Origin of the sequence: Collinsella aerofaciens, assembly GCF_020709435.1 — a bacterium.
Taxonomy (GTDB): domain Bacteria; phylum Actinomycetota; class Coriobacteriia; order Coriobacteriales; family Coriobacteriaceae; genus Collinsella; species Collinsella aerofaciens_AU.
The window spans coordinates 1-22,948 of record NZ_JAJFDP010000021.1 but is presented as its reverse complement, the minus strand read 5'-3'; the positions used below and the strand labels follow the sequence as shown (position 1 = coordinate 22,948).

Genomic DNA, 22,948 nt, shown 5'->3' with positions numbered 1-22,948 from the left:
GACAAACCTCGAGCGTCGACTACGGCCGCTCGTTGGGAGCCAGGCGCTGCATCTTATTCACGGCCTTGAACTTGGTGAACAGCGGCACGTACTCAAAGCTCACGTTGGAGTTCTCCAGGCCGTACCAACGCGCGGGCGTGCCGGCGGCGCGGCGGATGATGTACTTGAGCGTGATGGCCGTACGCTCGCTGGGCTCCACATCGCTTTCGGGCGCCAGAAGCTTACGGATCAGGACGAACTTGAACGTGCCGATGTTACCCGGATCCTTGTAGACCGAGTAGTCATGCGTCTGCGGCGGCAGCTCGCCGGTGGCAGCCAGGTCCTGAACAACCTGACGCAGGTAGGCATTGACGCGCTGGTTGATCTTGTAGCCCAGGTACAGATGCACGCGGAACACGTAGTCGGTGCCGAACGTCTCGACCGAATAGGCAAAGGTGTGCGGTTCGTCCATGGTCTCGACATTCACAAACCACCAGGCGCGGGCGCGCTTGGGATGCTTATCCAAGATCGAGTAAACGATATCGCGGTCGATGTAGTCGGTATGGGTGTCCTTGGTCAGGTACACGATGTTGTCGCTCACGAGCTCGTAACGGTCGTCGTCGCGCAGGCGCTTGAGCTGCGGCAGGTAGCTGCGCAGCGGCAGTAGCGTAAACTGGCGCTGCTCGACCGCCGTGCCGTTGTACCAGCACACCATAATGCCCATGATGAGTGCAGCCATAAGGATGGTGAAATAGCCGCCGTGGAAGAACTTGGTGAGCGAGCTCACGAAGAAGAAGCCTTCGAGCAAAAGGAAGAAGGCCGCGAAGATCCACGGAGCAACCTTGAGCTTGCGCTCCTCGTGCAGGTAGAAGAAGAGCAGCAGCGTGGTGCACATCATAGTCAGCGTAATGGCAAGGCCGTAGGCGGCTTCCATATGCGCCGAGTTCTGGAACAGCAGCACCACGATGACGCAGCCCACGAGCATGACGTTGTTGACCATGGGGATGTAGAGCTGGCCCTTGGTCTCGGCAGGGTAGAAGACCTGCATGTGCGGCATAAGGTCCAGACGGCTGGCCTCGGACACCAGCGAGAATGCGCCGGTGATGAGCGCCTGCGAGGCGATGATGGCCGCAACGGTGGAAAGGCCTACGGCAAACGGGCGCAGGCCCGGGGCGAGCATCTGGTAGAACGGGTTGAGGTCGGCAATGCCCATGAGCTCGGGGTTGGCAGCGTTGTTCATAAGCCAAGCGCCCTGGCCCATATAGGAAAGCAGCAGACAGCACTTAACGAACGGCCAGGTGGCGTAGATGTTGCCGCGGCCGACGTGGCCCATGTCGGAGTAGAGCGCCTCGGCACCGGTGGTGGCGAGGAAGCAGCTGCCCAGAATCATGATGCCCGCGTGGTTGTTGGGGCTCAGCAAAAAGGCGATGCCGCGCACCGGGTTGAGGCACAGCAGCACGGCGGGGTGCTGGAAGACAAAAAACAGACCCGTGCCGCCCAGGAACAGGAACCACAGCGTCATGATGGGGCCAAAGGCGTGACCGATCTTGGCCGTACCGATGCGTTGCACCAAAAAGAGCGCGATGATGATGGCGAGCGTAATGGCGACGACGCGGCCCTGGTCATCGCCCAGCACGGCATGGACCGCCGGGATGGTGCGCAGGCCCTCGATGGCCGTGGTAACGGTAACGGCCGGCGTCAGGATGCCGTCGGCGAGCAGCGCGGCGCCACCCAGCATGGCGGGGATGATGAGCCACTTGCCGCAGCGCTTGACCAGGCTGTACAGGGCAAAGATGCCGCCCTCACCATGGTTATCGGCGCGCAGCGAGATGAGCACATACTTGATGGTGGTCAGCAGCGTGACCGTCCACACGACAAGGGAGAGCGCGCCAAGCACGAACTCCTCCGTCACGCTTCCGATGCCGCCGTTGCCGGCAACGAGCGCCTTGGTTACATACATAGGGCTGGTGCCGATATCGCCGTACACCACGCCCAGCGTGACGAGCATCGCCGAGATGCTCACAGGAATCGCAGCGTGCGAGGCTGCCTCCTTGGCCTTTTGTTCCATAAGCCGGTTTCCTCCCAACTTTAATGTTCGAAGGAATTATAGGTAATCGGCCCATGTTTGAATGGCACTGTTTTCCCAGCTAAATAAACATTTATACGGCCTTTAGGCCACCGCGGCGATATGAAATGTAACAAAGGGACTGCCCCTTTGTCACATTCGTCATTTTCCAAGCCAGTTTTTGAACCACCATTCCATGGATCGGCTCATCTCGGCCATAAAGGGACTCGTGTGCTTGCGGGCATAGATGTCCACGACGCGCTCCCCCACCTCGCGGGCATGCGGACGGAACATTGCGTCCATCTCGGCCACCTGCGCGTCCATGGTCGCGGCATCCGCGCGGCAGTAGCGCTCCTCGTGCACCAGGTTCACCACGGGATGCGCGATTGCCGGACGCTCCTTACGGGGCGTGCCGATGATGAGCATCGATAGCGGCATGGTATAGGGCGGCAGATCGAGCAGCTCGGCGACTTCCTCGGCATTCTCGACGATATCACCGATGTAGCAGCTCCCCAGCCCCAGGGCCTCGGCGGCAACCACGGCGTTTTGCGCGGCGATCACGGCATCCTGGGCTGCGATGGCAAAGTCGCCCAGACCCGGAGCACGGCGGGACGCCTTGCCCGTGCGTTCGACGAACTCGGGCTCAAAGCAGCCCACGTGCTCAAACAGATCGATCCACTTGGCATAATCGACCACAAATATTAGAGCCCAGGGCGCCTTGGCGATCATGGGCTGGTGGTCGCACAGGTCGGCCAGACGGTCCAGCGTAGCCTGCTCGCGAATGCTCACGATGGAATACATCATCATGGCGCCCGCCGACGGTGCGCGACTCGCCGCATGCAAGATTGCCGCCCGCTGCTCGTCGGTCACCGCCACGGGGCGGTCGTCGTCATCACGCGCGAAGGCACGCGTGGACGAGCGGTGCTCCAAGATGTCCAGCACCGCGTTGCCCGTAGTCTCGACCGGATAACCGTTCGCATCCACGCCCTTAGCTCCGCCGCAGTACTCGGCACCCGTCATACAAACCTGCTCGCCCATAGCTCTATCCTCGCCAATTCTTTAAGAAGCCTTTACGTTTCCGTGTAATTCCCATCCATTATCGCGCAGGTCGCCACTACATTGCGCCACACCGCCGCACATGCGCGTTAATATGGCTGGTTGTTGTGCGCAGCCATCAATTGCAGCGCATATTTAGGTAACAATCGGGTAAACCCCCGCTTTCGTAGGTTTTAAGTTTGTGAGGAGTCTCAGCATGTTCGCTGCCGCCATCTCGCTCGTCGGTCTTGCGGCGACCGTCTACCTTGTCTTGCGCGAGGCCAAGGCCATTCGCGCTCAGTCGGGCACCGTTGCCAAGGGCGCCTTCGCCTGGAGCGTCGCCTTTGGCCTGTTCCAGCTCTTTTTGACTGTCTGGGGCGCCATTGGCCTCGTCGCGCAAAACGAGCCGCTCGCCTTTGTGATGCTCATCCTGACCAACGCCATCCTCACCGGCTGCGCTTGGGCCAGCATCGCCCGCGACCGCATCGCCCCGCGCGCCTTTGCGTTCGCCGGGCCCGACGCCCCCGCCCCCACCGGCAAGCTCGCCCGCCTGCGCGGCGCCTTTGTGGGCAAACCGCTCGTCGCCGCCGTCCTGTGCCTGCTGCTCGCCGGCGTCTTTGCGCTGCTGGGCATGGAGGTCTCGTCCAACCACGACTTTACCTGGGTCTACCCCCTGTGCATCCTGCTCGAATGGGCCATCATCACCACGCTCATGGTCGGCCTGTTCTTCCTGTTCCAGCGCCACGGCGCAGCCCCCGCGGTCTTGGCCTTTGCCCTCTTTGTCCTGGGCATTGCCGAGTTCTTCGTCATCACGTTTAAATCCATGCCCATCCAGCCGGGCGACCTTTCGGCCATCTCCACCGCCGCTGCGGTCGCCGGCACCGGCTACACCTTCTCGATCTCGCTGTTCTGCGTGCTGTCCATGGGCTTTACCGCCATCGCCATGCTGCTGTGCGAGTACGCCGGCCTGGTGGCACCGCACCGTCAGAAGGGCGCCGCCACCGCCAAGCGCATGCTGCTCACCAACCTGCTCGTGGCGGTGCTGTGCCTGGGCGGCGTGACCGCACACGTCACGCTCATCGACTACTACAACACCCTCGGCATCACCGTCTACACCTGGCGCCCGCTCGAGAGCTACTGGCGCGAGGGCTACCTGCCCGCTTTCATTAGCGCAGCGCAGTCCATCAAGCCGCCCAAACCCGCCGACTACTCCGTCGACGATGCCAAGGCCACGCTCAAAAAGTACGCCAAGGCCTACGACAAGTCCGACGCAGCCAAGAGCGACGAGCGCGCCGCCGCAAAGGAGCAGTTCGATAGCGAGAAGCCCACGGTCATCGCCATCATGAACGAGACCTTCTCGGATCTTTCGATCTACCAGAACATGCGCGCCGGCTACGAGGGCCCGCAGTACTTTAAGAACCTGTCCAACTGCCTCAGCCGCGGTAAGCTCTACGTGAGCGCCTACGGCGGCGGCACCGCCAATACCGAGTTTGAGTTTATGACCGGCAACTCCATGGCCAACCTGGGCTCGGGCGTGTACCCCTACACCATCTACAACATGGAAACGACCGGGAACCTGGCAGAGCAGTTCAAGTCGCTCGGATATTCCACCACGGCCATGCACCCCAACCACGCAACCAACTGGAACCGCGAGAACGTGTACAAGGACTTTGGCTTTGACCAGTTCCTGTCTATCAACGACTTCCAGGGAGCCGACACCCTGCGCGGTATGGTGACCGACCAGGCGACCTACGACAAGATTCTTGAGCTGCTCGACCAGAACGCCGATCCGCAGTTTATCTTCGACGTGACCATGCAGAACCACTCGGGCTACGACACGGGCCTGCTGCCGGCCGACAAGCAGATGCACCTGAACATCGACACGACCGACCTGGACACCAAGACCGTCGAGGACGGCACGCTCTCCGATGTTGACGAGTACGTCTCGTGCATCGAGCAGTCCGATCAGGCGCTGCGCTACTTCCTCAACGCCTTGAGCAAGCTCGACCGCAAGGTAGTCGTGGTGTTCTGGGGCGACCACCAGCCGTTCTTCCCGTCCAAGTTCAACGATAAGTGGTTTACCGGCGAGGACGACGCCACGCATCAGGAGCGTCTGTGGCAGACCGACTACATCATCTGGGCCAACTACGACGTTGCCGGCTGCGACCAGACGAGCGAGACCGACGACCTGTCCACCAACTACCTGTCCACCCAACTGATGCAGCTGATCGGCGCCCCGCTGACCGACTACCAGAAAGCGCACATGACGCTGCGCGAGTCGCTGCCCGCTATCAACTCCGTGGGCTACGAGGACGCCAGCCTGCGCTGGGCGCTCTCCTCCAACGTCACCGGCGACGACGCCGCTGCCGCAGCCGCCACCAAGGCGCGCGAGGATTACGCCAAGATGCAGTACTACGAGATGTTCCGCGACGGCAAGAACGTCTACACCGAGCATTTCCAGACCGAGGCCAACGAAACCGACCCCAACCTGGCACCGGGTACGACCAAGATCAAGTAGCGGGTCACTCATAACTGGTTCGTCTGCCCGGCGGCGCGGAACGTAAGGTTCCCTGCTCGGACAGTCCTGCTCGCACGGAGAGCACATTAAGTGCTCTCCGGCTCGTGCGGAACTCGCGATGAACCTTACGTTCCGCGTCGCCGGGCAGACGCCTTGTTGTTGGAGCGCGGCTTGTCGTAGGGGTATCCGCTGAACATATATAAGTCGAAGGCCACGTCATGTGGCCTTTTTGCATCCGGAAACCGTGTCCCAGAATTCACGTCCGGAACGGGATGCAGTTTCCGCTTGGGACCTGATTGGGAAAGTGTGCCCCACTATTCAGCTGGATTCCGGGATGTATTTTCCGGTTGAGGCTCGTTGGGAAAGTGCGTCCCGGTCTGGGCGCTAATTGTGGGATGCAGTTTCCGCTTGCGGAGTCTCCACTCAACAGAAAACCCGGGTGGCCTGTTTTTTGGCTACCCGGGTTTTTGGGTTGTCGATATGTTCGACTGGCTACTAGTGGGTCTTGCGGCGCTTGATCAGCATGATGAGGGCTATCACTACGAGCGTTGCTCCCGCTGCTGCTGCGGTGGCGACTAGGGCGAATGTTTGGTCGCCGGTGTTTGCGAGGTTCTTCGCTGTGGTCGTAGTCTTGACCTTGGTGTCGGTCTTAGCTCCGTTGTCGGACTTGGGCTTGTCCGGATTCGTCGGGGTCTCAGGAGTCTCGGGGTCCTTTGAGCCTTCGGAATCGGTTGGGCCGGCGGTGTTTACCAGCGTATGGTCCAGGAACTTCTTGGCGCCCGCACTTGCCTGTGAGAACAGGCGGCGCGTGCGGATCGGGGTGGCGTTCACCGTTGTGGGCGCCGTCTCCTCGGCCTCGATATTCACGAGCGTCGTGCCGGTGTCGAGGCCCACGTCGTTGTATCCCACGTGGCAGTAATACTGCGCACCGTCATCGTCTGCGGTCAGGTCAATCTCGAGCTTTGAGGCCGTTCCAGCCGCGAGGTTGCCATCGGCACCCACGAGCTTAAACTCTGTCTCGCCGCGGCCCTTGCGGTACCACATATAGGTCGGTGCCAGCCCTGTTTCGCTATCGTCGGCACCGAGTTGCTTCACATGGCCAATCGCCGAGAGCGTCAGGTGACTTCCCGCCGTGCGCTCAACCGAAGAGTCGTATCCAAGATCCGACCCCTCCGCAGCATCCGCTGCAGGTCCGCTCACGGTCATCGTCATGCCATCGGGCATGGTCTTGACCGTGATGATTGCCGAGCGAATACCTGTTTCGGTCGTGGATCCATTCTTAACGGCGGCGATGGCGAATCGATACTCCGTATTGGGCTGCAGCCCATCCCACTTGAGCGAGGTCTGCGTGTTCTCGGCAATCTTCCAGCTATTGACGACCGCATCCGCCGCATTGCTCTGCAGCATGCCCACGCCGTAGCTAAAGCCACTCTTGTTTGCGAGCACATCGTCCCAGCTAAACGTAACGCTGGTCGAATCGACGGCGTTTGCCGTAAAGCCCGTCACGGCCGGCGCGTCGGGCATCTCGACGTCCTTAACGTCATAGCCCACGATCCAGAACTGGTCGGTGTCCTTGGTGCCGAGCTTGTCGCCCGAGTCTGCCTCGAACTTGTCGACATCCACCGCGTTGACGCCCAGACGCCACACAAAACCGTACTTGCCCTGCGCGGCCTCGGGCAGGTTGTCGACGGTGCCGCCGTATTCGGTCGATTCACTCGAGGAGTTACCCGTAGTAAAGCCGGCGTTGGCACCAAAGCACAGGCCGCCAAACAACTCGTGCTTTGCGAGCTTCGCGCCCATGACAACGCTGCCGTTCAGCGTCAAGCCGAGCTCGAGCTCCTGCTCCTTGCCCTCCTCGACTTCGATGGTCTGCTCAATGCTCGCCCCCGACTGCGCGGCGGCGCCGTTAAACCCATCGTGCGTGTAGGCGCGCGTTACGCCAGGCTTGCCCAGGCCAAAGGAATCCCCAACGGGAGTCTCGCCGTTGAGCGTCGTTTGATAGGTTCCGGGTTCTCCCGACCGGTTGGTCAAAAAGTAGCTGAGCGGCGTCATATTGTGCTGTTTGGCAATGCGGTCATAGGCCTCGACATTAACGACCGAGGTCTGCGCGCCGAGCGACACGGGCGCCGCCATCACGCCCTTGCCACCAGTTTCCTCATTTTCGATCTCATACTCGTAATAGACCATCGGAATCGTGTAGAGCACGGCCTTGTCACCCTCGCCGGCATGCGACTCATAGCTTACGCTTGCGCTGACCGTGCGCTCGCTCCGGTAGTCATAGCATCCCTCGGCGGCAAAATCGACTGAAGCATTCATCGCGACCAGGGGCGGACCGGTCTGCACCTCGACGGCAACGCCCAACTCGGCGCCAATGGTATAGCCCTGGGATGTCCCCGTGCCCTTTTCCTCTCCGTATGACGTGCCGCCCAACACCAGATAGCCGTATGCCTGCTCCAGATCCTCAACATAGGGCGCATCCTGCAGCACGGCAAGCACGCGCGGGTTGGTATAGACCTTGTAGCGGTCCTTGTACGTGATCTTGACGCTGTCGTTGTCGACATCGGGCAGCGCGAGCGAGATAAATGTGCCGTAGGTAGTGCCGCGACGGTTGCTCTCGCTAATCACCTGCTCCTCGCCGCGGCGCACCTTTCCGTTCTCGTCGAGCGAAAAATGCGAGGCGGTCATCCAATAGTAGTCATCGTTCTTGCGCAGGTCCTCGTCGCGGTGCTTGCCCACCACGGCGATAAAGCTCTCGTTATAGCGGTCCGAACCCGAGACGCTGCCCGCCTTGACGTCGCTGATCCACACCTGCTCTATACCCTTGTGGTCATGCTTGTTGCTGCTGTTGTATTGCTGACCGCTCATGCTCATGGTTCCGACCATGGACCCCAAGCCCTGAGCCCCGCTCTGTGCCGTGTTGCAGGCAAAGTCGCGGAACACATCGCCGCCCACGAGCACCTCGTCGACCGCCAGCTGCTCGGACAAGCCGTCAAGGTTGGCAGTGGCAAGGGCAATAGGCGCCAAAGTGCACGGATAGCGCTTATCCTGAGCGCTATCCTTCCATGCGCTGTTGGGCACATGCATCAGCCCATAGGAGGCGAGGAGCCCGTCTCTGTATTCCTTGCAATCGGAAAGCTTGAACTCGCCAGACTCCGAGTCAAAATACGCGTAGCGGTACAGCGCGCCGTACAGCCCCTTGCTGCCGTCAGAAGCGCCGTAATCAAAAGCGCTGCGTTGCCAGTCATAGCCCGCAAGAATAAGGCCCGTGACGGTTTCACCCGTCTTCTTTCCTTCTTCATCGTAGGCGGCAAACGTGCCGAACGTCGCATTCGCAGCGACCATGGTCTTGCCGTTCGCGGAGAGGGAGATTGCGCCCGCGTCGCCCAGAGCATCGACATGGACGAGCGCACCCTTGGATGCATCCCACGAAAACAGCTCGCAATGCGTCGACTTATCAATATTCTTCTTGCCGTAGGGTGCCGAGACCACGATGGCGAGGTCATCGCAAAAATCGCGATCGAGGTCGCCGGCCGCTAGCGAAACGACAGGAGCTGACTGAAGCTGCGTCCAGGAGTCGTTCCCGCCCTTGTTGTGCGTGGTGTAGTCCGCGGCGTTACCGGCATCGATCTTGACGACGCTTTGCTTCCAGTTGCCGCCCTCCAAGTCATACATGTCGACTACAGCCTTGCGCACGCCGTTCTCGTCGACATAGCAGCCCGCGTAGACAAAAAGCTCGTCGACGCCGTCGCCATCGACATCGCCCGCCTCGACATCAAAGACGGCGTCGTGCTCTTGCAGGTAACCGGCATCCAGGTACTTAAAACGGCCTTCGTACATCATATTAGTGTTGACCGTCACCGGCAGGTGTGTGTCGAGAGTGCGCGTACGCCCGTTGCTAAACGAGTAGAGGACCAGCTCAACCTTTCCGGCGTATGACTTGCCGTCAATCGTCGTGGAGGAACTGTCGCCGTAGGCACGGAGCTCGGCAACGCGGCTCTTTTTGCCCGTGCTGGCGTCGCTGCAGAACTCAACACTCGTGGCGTGAATGCCCGAGAAACCGTTGTTGTCGTTGGCGAGTACTGTTGAGGACTCATTGTTGCTTAGGTACGACCAGGTGCCGCCACCGTAGTCGCTATGCTTGTAGAGATCGCTGTTCGTATCGAAGTTGTTGACGTTTTGCCAGAACTTTGCGGCGCCCCACACACTTCCATAGCCATCGGTGAGTTTGCTGCTGCCGCCAATGTCACCGCGCTCGACGTTCTCGAGCTTGTCGCGCAGAGTGTAGCGATTGCCATGGCTACCGTTAGCTGCCATATAGACCTCGCTGCGCGTGGCAAACGTCGTGGGGGTATCAGTGGAATAGGGGCCAACGGTATCGGCCGGAATGTCCTCGCTCGTGCCCAGACCCAGGGCTTGATAATCCTGCTCGGTCATATCGGTGATTGCGGGCGCGTCTGCCGCCTGGGCAACCTGGGGCGTGGCCGTGAAGCAGGCGACGCTCGTGGCGATCAACGCAGCAAGCGCCGCCGTCCCAACAAGTGGGATTTTCGACAGCCTACGGATACGGGGGTGTGGAACGTACATGAGGGACCTCGCTTTATTCGAGTGGAGTGGACTCATTTTTACAAATGATACGTCCGATGCCCGATATCACGTGTCTCATTTTCGCCAACGGCGTGTCTCATTTTTGAGAATCCGAGATGCCGCGGAAATCTTATCCCAGCTCAAAGGCCATTTCTGGGATGTATTTTCCGTCGAGTGCCGGGACTGCGGACGATTTCCTGGACCGCTAAATCGCGGCCATCCCCAGCGACTACCGGTCGTCGCTGGGGATGGCCGCGATTTAGCGGTCCAGGAAATCGTCCGCAGTCCCGACCGAATAATGGGACGCAATTTCCCGTTGGAGCGCCTTTGGGAAAGTGTGTCCCACTTCGACCGCCCAGAGTGGGATGCACTTTCCGCAAAGCACCTCAACGGGAAACTACGTCCCATTCCAAAGGCAAATTCCGGGACACACTTTCCGAAACCCCATCCATCCGGAAAGCCCGTCCCACTTTGAATACATCCAGCGAACGCATGAGAGCGTGTCGTCCAGGACGGTCTCGTCATCGAGGTGATGGAAAATGTCACCCCAAACGCTTGCCACGGTTGCGTCCACAAGTGTCAAGAAAAAAGCCTCGAGAATCTCGAGGCTTTCACGTTTGTACGATTGAACGCGCGGCACCGCGAACGGCGAAGCTACTCTCCCAGCACGGCCTTCTTGGCGGCTGCAGCCATGTTATCCAGATCCTCCTTGGTGGGGTGATCCTTTGCGGCAACCCAGTTGTCGAGCAGCATCTTAAATCGGACGTTTTCGGGATCTTGCTCGAGCATGGCCTCGTAGCGCTGCTTGACCGCGGGGCCCATCTTGCCCTGGCACATCGCCCAGCCCGCAAGCTCGGCATCCCCAGCCAAATTGGAAGTTACGCGGTCGATAATCTGCTGATAGTAGCTCTGGTCGGCCCCAAAGCCGCAGGTGCCAAACAGGAACACGCGCTTGCCGTGCAAGGCGGAGAGCAACGCCGCGACCGAAGGCGTGCACGCGCCCTTGTCGCACCAAAAACCGACGAGCACCGTGTCGGCCGCGCAGGCGCCCTGCGCCTCGAGCGCAACCTGATCTGCATCCGCATCGTCGCTCAACGCCGCGGCATGGACAAACTCAACACCCGCAGCCTGCAGCGTACGCTTGATCGCACCCGAAACCATCCTGGTATTACCGCTCTTGCTGTTAACCACCAAAGAGCACGTCATAGTCACGTTGCCTCGTATCCCCCAAAACTAAAGCCACTAATGCAATTTATTAGATGAATATCTTAGTACTAACGTGACAGATGTAAACCACCGTCTGTCGATTGATTAATTTGCCCCACGGGCTTGCTCACTGGGCAAACTGGCTGCGATAGAGTTCGGCGTAGAAGCCGCCTGCCGCTAGCAGCTCGTCGTGCGTGCCGCGCTCGATAATCTGGCCGTCGCGCATCACCAGAATGCAGTCGGCGTTGCGGATCGTCGACAGGCGGTGCGCCACCACAAAGCTTGTGCGGCCGGCCATAAGCTCGTCGAACGCCGCCTGCACCTGCAGCTCGGTACGCGTATCGATACTCGAGGTCGCCTCGTCCAGCAGCAAAATCGCCGGGTCGGTGAGCATGACGCGCGCGATGCACAGCAGCTGTTTTTGACCTTGGCTAAACGTGCCGCCGTCCTCGCCGATGACCGTATCGTAGCCGCCTGGCAGCTGCACGATAAACTTGTGCGCATGCGCGCGCTTGGCAGCCTCGATAACCTGCTCGCGTGTGGCGTCGGGACAGCCGTAGGCGATGTTTTCCGCCACCGTGCCCTCGAACAGCCAAGTGTCCTGCAGCACCATGCCAAAGGCACGGCGAAGGCTTGCGCGCGTGTAGTCACGCGAAGACCGGCCATCGACCATGATGCGTCCGGCATCGATATCGTAAAACCGCAGCAGCAAGTTGATGAGCGTTGTCTTGCCGCAGCCCGTGGGGCCGACCAGGGCAAAGCGCATGCCGGGCTTGGCCTCGATGCAGATGTCCTGCAGCAGCTTGCGGTCGGGCACGTAGCTAAAGTCCACATGCTCAAAGGTCACCTCGCCCTGCGGGACGGCAAGTTCCACGGCATCCTCCGCGTCGAGCTCCTGCTCGCGCGCATCGAGCAGCGCAAACATGCGGCGCGCCGAGGCGTACGCGGTCTGGATCTGCGTAATGACGTTGGTGACCTCGTTGAAAGGCTTGGTGTACTGGTTGGCGTAGGACAGGAAGATCTGCACGCCGCCCACCGTAAGCGCCGCGGGCACGCCCGTGATCACGCCCGCGCAGCCGATCACGGCGACCACGGCGTAGATGATGTTATTGATAAAGCGCGTGCCGGGGTTGGAAAGCGAACCCATAAACTGCGCGCGCTCGCCCGCGGTGTAGAGCTCGGCATTGAGGGTATCGAAGCGCTGTTGAGCGTGCGGGCCGTAGGCAAAGGCGTCGACAAGCTTTTGCTCGCCTACGTACTCCTCGATATGGCCGCCGAGCTGCCCTTGAATACGCTGCTGTGCCGTAAAGCTTTTGTTGGAGAGCTTGGCAATAGCGCCGGCTGCAAAAATGGAAAGCGGCGTGACGAGCACCACCACGAGCGTCATGGTCAGGTTAATGGAGAGCATAAACGCGAGCGTGCCCACAATGGTGATGACGCCGGTGAAGAGCTGCGTGAAGCCCTGCAGCAGACCGTCGCCCACCTGGTCGACGTCGTTGACCACACGGCTCATAAGGTCGCCGTGAGCATGGCTGTCGATAAAGCTGAGCGGCATGCGGCTGAGCTTGTCGCTCGCCTCCACGCGCATGTCACGCACCGTTTCGTAGGACAGGCGGTTGACGCAGCAGCCCTGCAGCCACTGGAAGGCCGCAGCTCCCACCACGACGAGCGCGAGTTTGGTAACGAGCGGCAGCAGCGCATCGAAGTCCACCTGGCCCGCGGCAACGATCAGGTCGATGCCCTCGCCAATGAGGATGGGTGTGTAGAGCTGCAGGACCACCGAGACGGCGGCACTCACAAACGACGCCGTAAACGAGATACGATGCGGACGGACGTAGCCCATCAGGCGGCGGGTCACCGCACCCACGGGATAGCGCTCGGGATCGCCGGGCTGGCGCGGACCGTCGCCCAGGTCGTTGAGGTTATCGTTACCGGACACGTTGGCCGTCATCGTGGCGACCGAACCGGAAGAAGTGTACGGATTCATTTAGCAGCCCTCCTTTGCGCAAGTGGATGCCGGGGCAGCCGGGACAGACGCGGGCGTCGCGCTCCTCTGCTGACCCTCGAGCTCCTCGCGGCGCAGCTGCGACTGGCAGATCTCTCGGTAGAGCTGGCAGCTTGCATACAGCTCGTCATGCGTGCCCAGGCCCGCAACCGAGCCGTGATCGAGCACGCAGATCATGTCGGCGTCGCGCACGGTCGAGACGCGCTGGCTTACGATCACCGTCGTGAGCGGCAGCCCGCCCTCGACGGCACCGCGCACGCTGCGCTCGCGGATGGCACGGCGAAGCGCCGCGTCGGTCTTAAAGTCGAGTGCCGAGGCGGAGTCGTCCATGATCAGAACCTGCGGCGAACCCACCAGGGCACGCGCGATAGTCAGGCGCTGACGCTGGCCACCGCTAAAGTTCTTGCCGCCCGCCTCGACCGGGGCATCTAAGCCCTGTGGCTTGTTGCGCACGAACTCGCTCGCCTGCGCCATGTCGAGCGCCGCCCAGAGCTCCTCGTCGGTCGCCGACTCGTCACGCCAGGTCAGGTTGCTGCGGATGGTGCCGCTCACCAGCGACGCTCGCTGCGGAACGGTCGCGACCACGTGGCGCAGCTGGTCGAGCGGCCAGGTGCGCACGTCGGCGCCCATCACGCTCACGCTGCCGGTACTCGCATCGTATAGGCGCGGAATAAGCGAGACAAGCGTGGACTTGCCGCTACCCGTACCGCCGATAATGCCAAGCGTCTTGCCCAGCGGGAGCTCCAGAGTCACATCGCTCACGGCATTTGCCGCGCCGGCGCCAAACGAGAAGCTCGCATGGTCAAAGCTCAGCGCAGGGACCGGAACAGCGCCACCCGTCAGGTCGCTCGGCTCAGGCAGCGCGACCGGCTGGTTGCCCCCGTCAGCGATGCTCGGCACGCAATTGAGCACCTCGTTGATACGCGACGCGCTGGCGCTCGCCTTGGTAAAGACCACGACCAGGTTGGCGACGTACACGATGGAGGTCAGGGTCTGCGTCATGTAGTTCACAAACGCCATGACCTGGCCCTGCGTAAGCTCGCCCACGCTGACCTGGATGCCGCCCACCCACAGGATGGCGCACACGCCCAGGTTCATCACCAAAAACGTGACGGGGTTGAGAATCGACGAGAGCTTGCCCACCGCGATGGCAGTATTGGCCTGGTCGTCGGCGGCCTGCGCAAAGCGCTCGCGCTCGTGATCTTCGCGCACGAAGGCGCGAACCACGCGGGCGCCCGAAAGGCCCTCGCGGCAGATAAGCGCGATGCGGTCGAGCTTTGCCTGCAGCTGCCTGTAATACGGGATACAGCGCGCCATGACAACCCAGAACACCAGGCCAATGGCGGGCGTGCAGATCAAAAAGATGATGCCGAGCTTAAGGTCGATGGCAAGGGCCGCGCACATGGAGCCCACCGCCAGGAAAGGCCAGCGGATGAGCATGCGCACGCCCAGCGCCACAGCGAGCTGGACCTGGTTAACGTCGTTGGTGATGCGGGTGATGAGCGACGGCGTGCCAAAGCGGTCGAGCTCAGCATAGCTCAGTTTGTTGATGTGTTCGTAGAGCGCGCCGCGAATATCGGTGCCCATGCCCTGCGAGGTCAGCGCCGCCATCTTTTGGCAGACGAGCGTAAACGAGATGCCGATCACAGCCATGGCGCCAAGCAGCATGCCGTAGTGGACGACGGCGTTGACGTCGTGCGCGCCGATGCCCTTGTCGATCATCTGCGCAATCACGAGCGGCGTAAGCAGGTCAAAGATCACTTCGATCAACTTGCACGCAGGGCCGATCACCATATACCGGCGAAACTTACCACCAAAACGCCTGAGCAACTCAATCATAAAAAGGCGCTCCCTATCATCATTCACACTCAATTCGAATCATGATAGTACGGTGAGCTCAAAAGAAGCGTAAACAACTCGTCATTTCTGGCGAGATTCAGTTTTCAGAGGGGTATACGCGCACACCCAGCCAGTGTCGGGTCAACTAGCATGGTATATTTACATTAGTGCTACCAAGTTAGTCGCCGACCCTTGAAATGAGGTGCCGAGATGAACGACATTCTCGCAAGAAGAGCAAGACGAGCAACTGTGGGCATCGCCCTTTCCGCGGCACTTGTCGCGGGAATCGCCCCCGCAACGGCGATCGCGGCAGAAACCAGCGCCCCCACCGGTGCAGTTGCCTTGCAGACGGAAGACGCGGCCGCCGCAAAAGAAAAAGCGCATGCGGCCATGCAGGAAGCGCTCAAAAACCTCGAGGCCGCAAAAGACGCCGCAAGTCCCGAGAAAATTGCGGAAATCGATGATGACATTGCCGCATTTCAAGAACTCTACGACATGGTGGTGGCGGAAGCCGCCAAACGGAGGGAACCCCTTCCCGCCATGCAAGCGAACGTCGATGCAGCCCAAGCCAAATACGATGAGGCCCACAACCGGACAAGCGGCCTTCAGGCAGAATTAGATAAGGCACTTGAAGCACTCGGCGGCGAGGAGCCCAGCACAGCTATTAAGGAGCATATTAAGCAGTTGCGCATGGAGATCATGGCGGCAGAAAGGCGAGAAAAATCTTATGAAGATGATCTTCACTCCTACCAACGCCGACTCGAAAGCCAGGAAAAACAGGTTCAGCATTTCGAAAGTGAGGCAGAGGAAGCTAAAGCCCACATCGACGAGGACATAGCCAAGCGAAATGCGCTCCTCGGCGATTTGGAAAAGGCGCAAGCGGCCTATGATGACGCCTGCAAAGCATACGAAGAGGCAAAGGCCGCGGCAGATAAGACCACCTCGCCCGAGATAACGAAACCCGCCGAGACGACAAAACCCTCCAGCTCAGCGCAACCGGCCGAGGCGACACAGCCCGCCGGCTCGTCCGCGACCGGCAAAAATACCCCGCCAAGCTCCACCAAGCAGGCGAACTCGAGCAGCGGCAAGCAAGCAGATACGACCGCCGGCAAGCTCGCGAACACGGGCGACACAGCACCGAGCGCAATCGCACTCGCAGGAATCGCCGCCGCAGGCCTCGGAATAACCGCCACAGCCACACGCCGCATCAAGAACTCAAAATAGCCGACAGAGCATTCTGCCTTCACCAATCCACAAGCCCAGAGACAAAAAGAGGCCCGTTTCCCCAACCAAGGGAAACGGGCCTCTTTACTTGTAAAAACAAATGGCAATGCCGCCGTCTCTTGAACCACATAGCCACCGCGCTCCAAATAACGCCAGCGAGCAGCATTCCTTAAGGAATAGATTTAATGGCTGTTAATCGAGGGGTATACGCGCGCACCCGATCAACGACGGGTTAATCGCCTGATATACTTACATTAGTGCTACCAAGTTAGTCGCCGACCCTTGAAATGAGGTGCCGAGATGAACGACATTCTCGCAAGAAGAGCAAGACGAGCAACTGTGGGCATCGCCCTTTCCGCGGCACTTGTCGCGGGAATCGCCCCCGCAACGGCGATCGCGGCAGAAACCAGCGCCCCCACCGGTGCAGTTGCCTTGCAGACGGAAGACGCGGCCGCCGCAAAAGAAAAAGCGCATGCGGCCATGCAGGAAGCGCTCAAAAACCTCGAGGCCGCAAAAGACGCCGCAAGTCCCGAGAAAATTGCGGAAATCGATGATGACATTGCCGCATTTCAAGAACTCTACGACATGGTGGTGGCGGAAGCCGCCAAACGGAGGGAACCCCTTCCCGCCATGCAAGCGAACGTCGATGCAGCCCAAGCCAAATACGATGAGGCCCACAACCGGACAAGCGGCCTTCAGGCAGAATTAGATAAGGCACTTGAAGCACTCGGCGGCGAGGAGCCCAGCACAGCTATTAAGGAGCATATTAAGCAGTTGCGCATGGAGATCATGGCGGCAGAAAGGCGAGAAAAATCTTATGAAGATGATCTTCACTCCTACCAACGCCGACTCGAAAGCCAGGAAAAACAGGTTCAGCATTTCGAAAGTGAGGCAGAGGAAGCTAAAGCCCACATCGACGAGGACATAGCCAAGCGAAATGCGCTCCTCGGCGATTTGGAAAAGGCGCAAGCGGCCTATGATGACGCCTGCAAAGCATACGAAGAGGCAAAGGCCGCGGCAGATAAGACCACCTCGCCCGAGATAACGAAACCCGCCGAGACGACAAAACCCTCCAGCTCAGCGCAACCGGCCGAGGCGACACAGCCCGCCGGCTCGTCCGCGACCGGCAAAAATACCCCGCCAAGCTCCACCAAGCAGGCGAACTCGAGCAGCGGCAAGCAAGCAGATACGACCGCCGGCAAGCTCGCGAACACGGGCGACACAGCACCGAGCGCAATCGCACTCGCAGGAATCGCCGCCGCAGGCCTCGGAATAACCGCCACAGCCACACGCCGCATCAAGAACTCAAAATAGCCGACAGAGCATTCTGCCTTCACCAATCCACAAGCCCAGAGACAAAAAGAGGCCCGTTTCCCCAACCAAGGGAAACGGGCCTCTTTACTTGTAAAAACAAATGGTAATGCCACTGTCTCTTGAAGCACATCGCCACCGCGCTCCAAACAACGCCAACGAGCAGCATTCCTTAAGGGATAGATTTAATTAGGCTAGCGCGCCTTTACGGGTGATTTTTGGACGAAGTGATCCCGGTGCCGGCGGGCTGTTTGGTAGTCGAGCGATCCCGCAGGCAAAGCCGAGGACCAGCGAGACACCAAACAGCCCGCCGGCACCGGGACCGCATCGCGGCACCAAAAAAGCGCCCGTGCGCTCGATGGATTCGGATGCCCGACAGAGGCTCCTTATGGCTGCTTCCTTCCGGACCTGACCAGATTCGGAACATGTCGTCATCCGAACCCATCGAACACGCTAGGCGCTCGGTATATCTTACCTGCTCCCGTCCAGCAGGGCAAGTGGGGCGAACCCATCGGATGGATTCGCCCCACTCGTCCATATCGCTAGCGGCGCCTACGGTACAGGACCGCGCCGCCCGCTGCGGTCAGCGCGCCGATGCCGGCCATGGCCGCGAGCGCCTCGACCGGCAGGCTGCGGTCGCCGGTGTCGGGCATACCGCCCTTGGAGCCGTCACCGGAGCTGCCGCCGGAGCCGTTATCTGAACCGCCGTCCGAGCCGCCGCCCGGCGTGCCGGGGTTCTCGGGGGTGCCGGGGGTCCCGGGATTCTCGGCGTAGCTGTTGGTGAAGACCGGCGGCACGTTGGCGTCGCCCTCGTAGGAGACCTTCGCCGACAGGTAGCCCGTCTTGGTGCCGTCTGCCGCCTCGTCGCCCACCGTGACGACGATCTTGTGCACCGCCTTGTCGTAGGTCACGTGCGCCTGGCCGTCGTCGACCTCGCTCACCGTGAAGGTGTAGGTGCCGGCCTGCTTGAAGGTCAGCGCATCGAACGTGACGCTGCCGTCCGCGGCATTCTTGGCGGTCGACATGACCTTGCCGTCCCGGCTCTTGAGCTCAAAGCTAAACTGGCCCGCCTTGAGCTCGGCGCCCTTGAGCACCTTGGCGGCGCCCAGCTTGAGGGTGACGGGCGCGGCCTCGTAGCCGTTGGTGAACGTCACCGAGTCGTCGCCCGTGGGATTGCCCTCGGCATCCGCCAGCTCGTGCTTGACGGCGAGCGTGCCGTTTTTGGCATCGGTGACCGTCGTGCGCACGCGGTACGTCGCCCTGTCGTACGTCACGCCGCCCGCCGTGCCGGCGACCTCGCGCAGCTCATAGCTGTGCGTGCCGGGCGCGGTGTAGGTGACGGGGCTGAGAGCGACCGTGCCGTCGGCGGCGTTCCTGCCCGTTGCCGCGACGCTCTCACTGCCGTCGGCGGCAATCTCGACCAGCTGGAACTCGAACTCGCCCTCGACCAGGTCACGGCCCTTAAGCTTCTTGCTCACCGCGATCCGGTCGGTGACGGAGCTCGGCGTCGGGTTCACGACGCAGGTGTTGGTGAACTCGAACGCGCCCTTGCCCTCGGGCGTGCCCTCTGCGGGCAGGACCTCCGCGGCGAGCGTGCCCGCGTTGGTGTCCTCGACCACCTTGACCGTGAAGGTCCTTGTCGCCGTCGCGTCGTTGACCACGCCGTCGACCGAACCGGACTCGCTCACCCGGTAGGCGAACGTCTTGGTGCGCAGACCTTGGCCGTCGATCTCGGCGTCGTCGAGGTCGCTCGGCTGTCTGAACGTGACGTGGCCCAGCTCGACGTTGCCGGCGGCGTCGTTGGTCGCCTCGGCCACCGTCTTGCCGGAGGCGTCGACCGGCGCGGGCGCGCCGTCCAGCGGCGCGATCTTAAAGGTGTACTTGCCCGCGATGTCGGCCTGCGCCAGGCCGAGCCCGGCCTGGCCGAGCGCCAGCGTCTTGGTGCCCGCGAGGTCAACTGTCGCCTCGTTGGTGCCATAGCCGTTCACAAACGACAGCGTGCTGTCGGAGCCCTCGGGGTAGACCACGCTAACGTCCAGACTGCCCTTGCCGTCATCTGCCACCTTAACCGTGATGTCGAAGCTCGAGGCGGTCGCCGTCACGCCCGCGGACAGCTGATCCGTGCCGTCCTCGGATACGGTATAGGGAATGACCCAGGAGCCGTCGGCGGCCCTGGTAGCGGTGCCGTCCGCCACCATCCGCTCGAGAGCATCGGTGGTGTAGGCAATGGGCGAGAACGCAAGTCCCGCGGCCTCGCCGTCGCCGGAGGCCCGGTTGGTCGCGGTCGCGACCACATTGCCCCGGGCATCGCGGACGGAGAACGAGAACTCGCCCGCCGCCGCGGCGCGGCCCGTCAGCGTCTTGGTGGCGTCAATTGCCACGTTGCCCTCGCCGCCGAGCGTTCCGGTGGCCTCGTAGGAGTTCTGGAACGCGACCGTCACGGGCGTGGGCGTCTCCGTGGCGTCATCCGCTGTGGAGACCTCGCTGCGGGCGACCTCGACGCCGTCCCCGGCAACCGTGGTCGTGACCGTGAGCTTACCCGTCGCGGCGTCGTAGCCGGGCGCGATGGTCACCGTGCGTGGCGCGGTATCGTTGGTGTAGCCCTCGCCGCCGAGCTTGGTCTCGGTGACGGTGAAGCGGTAGGTCTTGCCCGCGTCGGCGTCGGTGAACTTCACGTCGCTCTCCGCGGCACCGCCGATGAGGTCGACCAGGTCGGCCTTCCCATCGTCAGCCGCGGCCACGGCGTAGGCGTCCTTGTCGGTCTTGAGGCCGAGCTTGGCGGCCGTCTCGGCGTCGGCAGTCACGGTGAAGGCGAACTGCCCCGCCTCCATGGCGCGACCGGAGAGCGTCTTGGACAGGCGCACGCCCGCACGGGCCGAGTATTCAAGCTCGGTCGTGTAGGTGTTGACGAAGTCACCGCCGCTCACCTCCGCGATCGCGGGCGTCGTGGCCGTGAGGTTGCCGGAGCCGTCGTCAGTCACGGTCACCGTCATCGTGGCGACGTGGCCGTCGTAGGCCACACCGGCGATGACAGAGCCGTTGTCGGGCCTGACCTCGCGCACCGTGTAGGTGAAGGTCTTGGCGCGCACGCGCTTGCCACCAACCTCGGCGAACTCGGCATCCTTGATGTCATCGAGCGTGTAGCGGATGGAGCCGAAGTCGAAGGCGACCCTATCGCCCGCCTTGGTGCCGGCGGCGGCCGTCACGCTGACGGTCTTGGAGCCGTCGGCAGAGCCCTCGGGCATGGGGGCGCCGCCCTCGCCCGTAAGCGTGAACTGGAAGCTGTCGCCCTCGGCCCAGTCGCGGCCCTCGAGCGTCTTGGTGAAGAGCCCCGCGGTGGAGACGTCTCTGCCCTCGGTGGCCGTTCCGTACGTGTTGGTGAACGCCGCGAGCGCGCCGTCCTCGGTCACGACGCCTTCGGCCCCCTCGGCAGCAGTCGTATAGCCCTCGGCCGCATCCTCGGTCACGGTGTAGCTCGCGCCCACGGGCAGGCCGGCGATGGCCTTCTCCTCGCCGTCCTTAAGCGCAAAGGTTGCCTTGCCGTCCGTGAACGTCACGGCGCCGTCGCCCTTGCCGAAGGTGCCGGAGACGGGCTCGCCGTCCCTGTCGGCCAGCGCGACCGTGAAGCCGAACTCGCGCTGGCTGTCGCCGCCGACGACCGTCTTCTTGACGGTGAGGCTGCCCTCGCGGGGCACGCTGTTGTGGGTCGTGTTGGTCTGCGACTCGTTCTCGCCCACCTCGACCGTGGCGGTGTTGGCGATGTCGTCGACCACGGCGGCTTCGGCGGAGACCTTCACGTCGAAGCTGAGCGTGCCCGCGGCGCCCGCAGTCTGCTCGCCGAGCGACCAGGTAAGAGTGCGCGTCGCGGCGTCGTAGGCGGCGCCGTCGGCAGAGCCCTTAACATAGTCAACGCCCTTGGGCAGGACATCGGTCACCGTCACGTCGGCCGCCTGCGCGGCGCCCCTGTCGTCGACGCTGTTATTGGCCCAGCCGATGGTATAGGTGAGGGTATCGCCCACGCCCACCGGCTTGCCACCCACATCGACCTTGGCGCCCGAGGCGTCCGCCTTGGTGACGGCCTTCGTGTTGTCGTGCGGCGTGAAGGTGTTGGTGAAAGTCTTCTTGCCCCGCTCGTTGGAGATCTCGGCCTTAAGGCCGGCGCCAGTCTGAGTCACCGTGATGTCGAAGGTGTAGGCATGCGCATCGTCCTCAATCAGGACATCGCCGTTTGCTTTCTCGGTCACGGTCGCGTGGTAGGTACCCAGATTGGTGAAGCTGAGCTCGCCAAAGGAAACCTTTCCGTCCTTGTTATTCTTCGCCTCGATTGGGTAGCTCTCGAGCACATTGCCCGCACCGTCGGTGAGGGAGAGCTCAAAGGTGAATTCCCCCTCCTGGAGGCCGGGCTTGCGGCCGCCCGCGAGCACCTTGGTGAGCTCGGGGACGGACGCCGTGGCGGAGGCGGGGTCGAAGGTGTTGGTGAAGGCGGCGGAGGAGACCTGGTCGGCCGAGATGGAGCCATCGGCCTTGGATCCCTCGGCTCCGTTCACCGCGGCCTTGTAGCCATCGGCGGCACGTTCGGTCACCGTGTAGGCGGTTCCCGCGGGCAGCCCCGTGATCCTCGCCGTCTGGCCATCTTTGAGCTTGAGGGTCGCCTTGCCGTCCTCGAACGTCGCGTCACCGTAGGCGCCGGATACTTTGCGGCCCGCGGCATCGGTGGCCTCAACCACAAACTTAAATATCTTGTCCGCGTCGACCGCCAGGCCCTCGCGCGCCACGACAGTCTTGGAGACGTCGAGCTCGCCCGTCTTCAAAGTGTTGGTCACGGTGAAGCCGCGCTCGGCGTCGCCGGTGACCTTAGAGCTGTAGCCCTCGACGGCGTCCTCGGCCACGGCGTAGTCGATCACGGAGCCGGACTTGGAGTACTTGGGCAGGCCCTCGAAGGTGTGCTTCCAGCTATTGGACTTCGACAGCTCGGTCTTCTTGCCGGTGTCCTCTCCGTCGGCGAGCAGGCGCACGGTGGCCTTCTCGGCCGCCGGGCCGACCCACTTCTTCTCGACGGGCACCGAGACCTTGGCCGTGGAGGTGTTGGTCACGGTGAAGCCGCGCTCGGCGTCGCCGGTGACCTTCGAGCTGTAGCCCTCGACGGCGTCCTCGGCCACGGCGTAGTCGATCACGGAGCCGG

Annotated in this window: 10 protein-coding genes and 1 other RNA gene; 3 read left to right on the top strand and 8 right to left on the bottom strand. The window is 61.9% G+C overall.

The annotated features are described in order from the left end of the window. Positions 1-19: 19 nt before the first annotated feature. Both LK493_RS09220 and LK493_RS09215 read right to left on the bottom strand, forming a co-directional pair. A complete protein-coding gene (locus tag LK493_RS09220) occupies positions 20-2,047 on the bottom strand; it encodes a KUP/HAK/KT family potassium transporter (RefSeq protein WP_227790816.1) in 2,028 nt (675 codons plus the stop codon). Between the two features lie 159 nt (positions 2,048-2,206). Beyond that, positions 2,207-3,082 (bottom strand): nitroreductase family protein, encoded by an 876-nt coding sequence (locus LK493_RS09215; RefSeq protein WP_227790815.1) that lies wholly within the window; start codon positions 3,080-3,082, stop codon positions 2,207-2,209. A 214-nt stretch (positions 3,083-3,296) separates the two neighbouring features. Here LK493_RS09215 and LK493_RS09210 point away from each other — a divergent pair, with 214 nt between their 5' ends. After that, the gene (locus LK493_RS09210; RefSeq protein ID WP_227790814.1) at positions 3,297-5,597 is read left to right on the top strand and encodes an LTA synthase family protein; all 2,301 of its coding nucleotides are present in this window, start codon (positions 3,297-3,299) and stop codon (positions 5,595-5,597) included. Between the two features lie 495 nt (positions 5,598-6,092). Here the strand turns inward: LK493_RS09210 and LK493_RS09205 are convergent, their stop codons facing one another. The 4 genes from LK493_RS09205 to LK493_RS09190 form a co-directional block, all read right to left on the bottom strand. Then, entirely contained in the window at positions 6,093-10,109 is a 4,017-nt protein-coding gene (locus tag LK493_RS09205; protein ID WP_227790813.1) for a fibronectin type III domain-containing protein, read from the bottom strand. A 726-nt stretch (positions 10,110-10,835) separates the two neighbouring features. After that, on the bottom strand, positions 10,836-11,387 hold the full coding sequence (gene bilS / locus LK493_RS09200; RefSeq protein ID WP_227790812.1) for a flavodoxin family protein BilS: 552 nt from the start codon (positions 11,385-11,387) through the stop codon (positions 10,836-10,838). A gap of 127 nt (positions 11,388-11,514) precedes the next feature. Next, on the bottom strand, positions 11,515-13,374 hold the full coding sequence (locus LK493_RS09195) for an ABC transporter ATP-binding protein (protein WP_227790811.1): 1,860 nt from the start codon (positions 13,372-13,374) through the stop codon (positions 11,515-11,517). Further along, on the bottom strand, positions 13,375-15,231 hold the full coding sequence (locus tag LK493_RS09190; protein ID WP_227790810.1) for an ABC transporter ATP-binding protein: 1,857 nt from the start codon (positions 15,229-15,231) through the stop codon (positions 13,375-13,377). Positions 15,232-15,441: 210 nt separating this feature from the next. On the opposite strand from LK493_RS09190, the gene LK493_RS09185 reads away from it, so the two are divergent. Together LK493_RS09185 and LK493_RS09180 are read left to right on the top strand one after the other, a co-directional pair. Next, the gene (locus tag LK493_RS09185; protein ID WP_227790809.1) at positions 15,442-16,455 is read left to right on the top strand and encodes an LPXTG cell wall anchor domain-containing protein; all 1,014 of its coding nucleotides are present in this window, start codon (positions 15,442-15,444) and stop codon (positions 16,453-16,455) included. Positions 16,456-16,755: 300 nt separating this feature from the next. Then, positions 16,756-17,769, top strand: coding sequence for an LPXTG cell wall anchor domain-containing protein (locus LK493_RS09180; protein WP_227790809.1), 1,014 nt, complete (start codon positions 16,756-16,758; stop codon positions 17,767-17,769). A 349-nt stretch (positions 17,770-18,118) separates the two neighbouring features. On the opposite strand, the gene ffs is transcribed toward LK493_RS09180, so the two are convergent. Both ffs and LK493_RS09170 read right to left on the bottom strand, forming a co-directional pair. Beyond that, positions 18,119-18,214: signal recognition particle sRNA small type (gene ffs, locus LK493_RS09175), an RNA gene on the bottom strand. A 94-nt stretch (positions 18,215-18,308) separates the two neighbouring features. Continuing rightward, a partial coding sequence (locus LK493_RS09170) for a Spy0128 family protein (RefSeq protein ID WP_227790808.1) occupies positions 18,309-22,948 on the bottom strand: 4,640 nt, incomplete at its 5' end.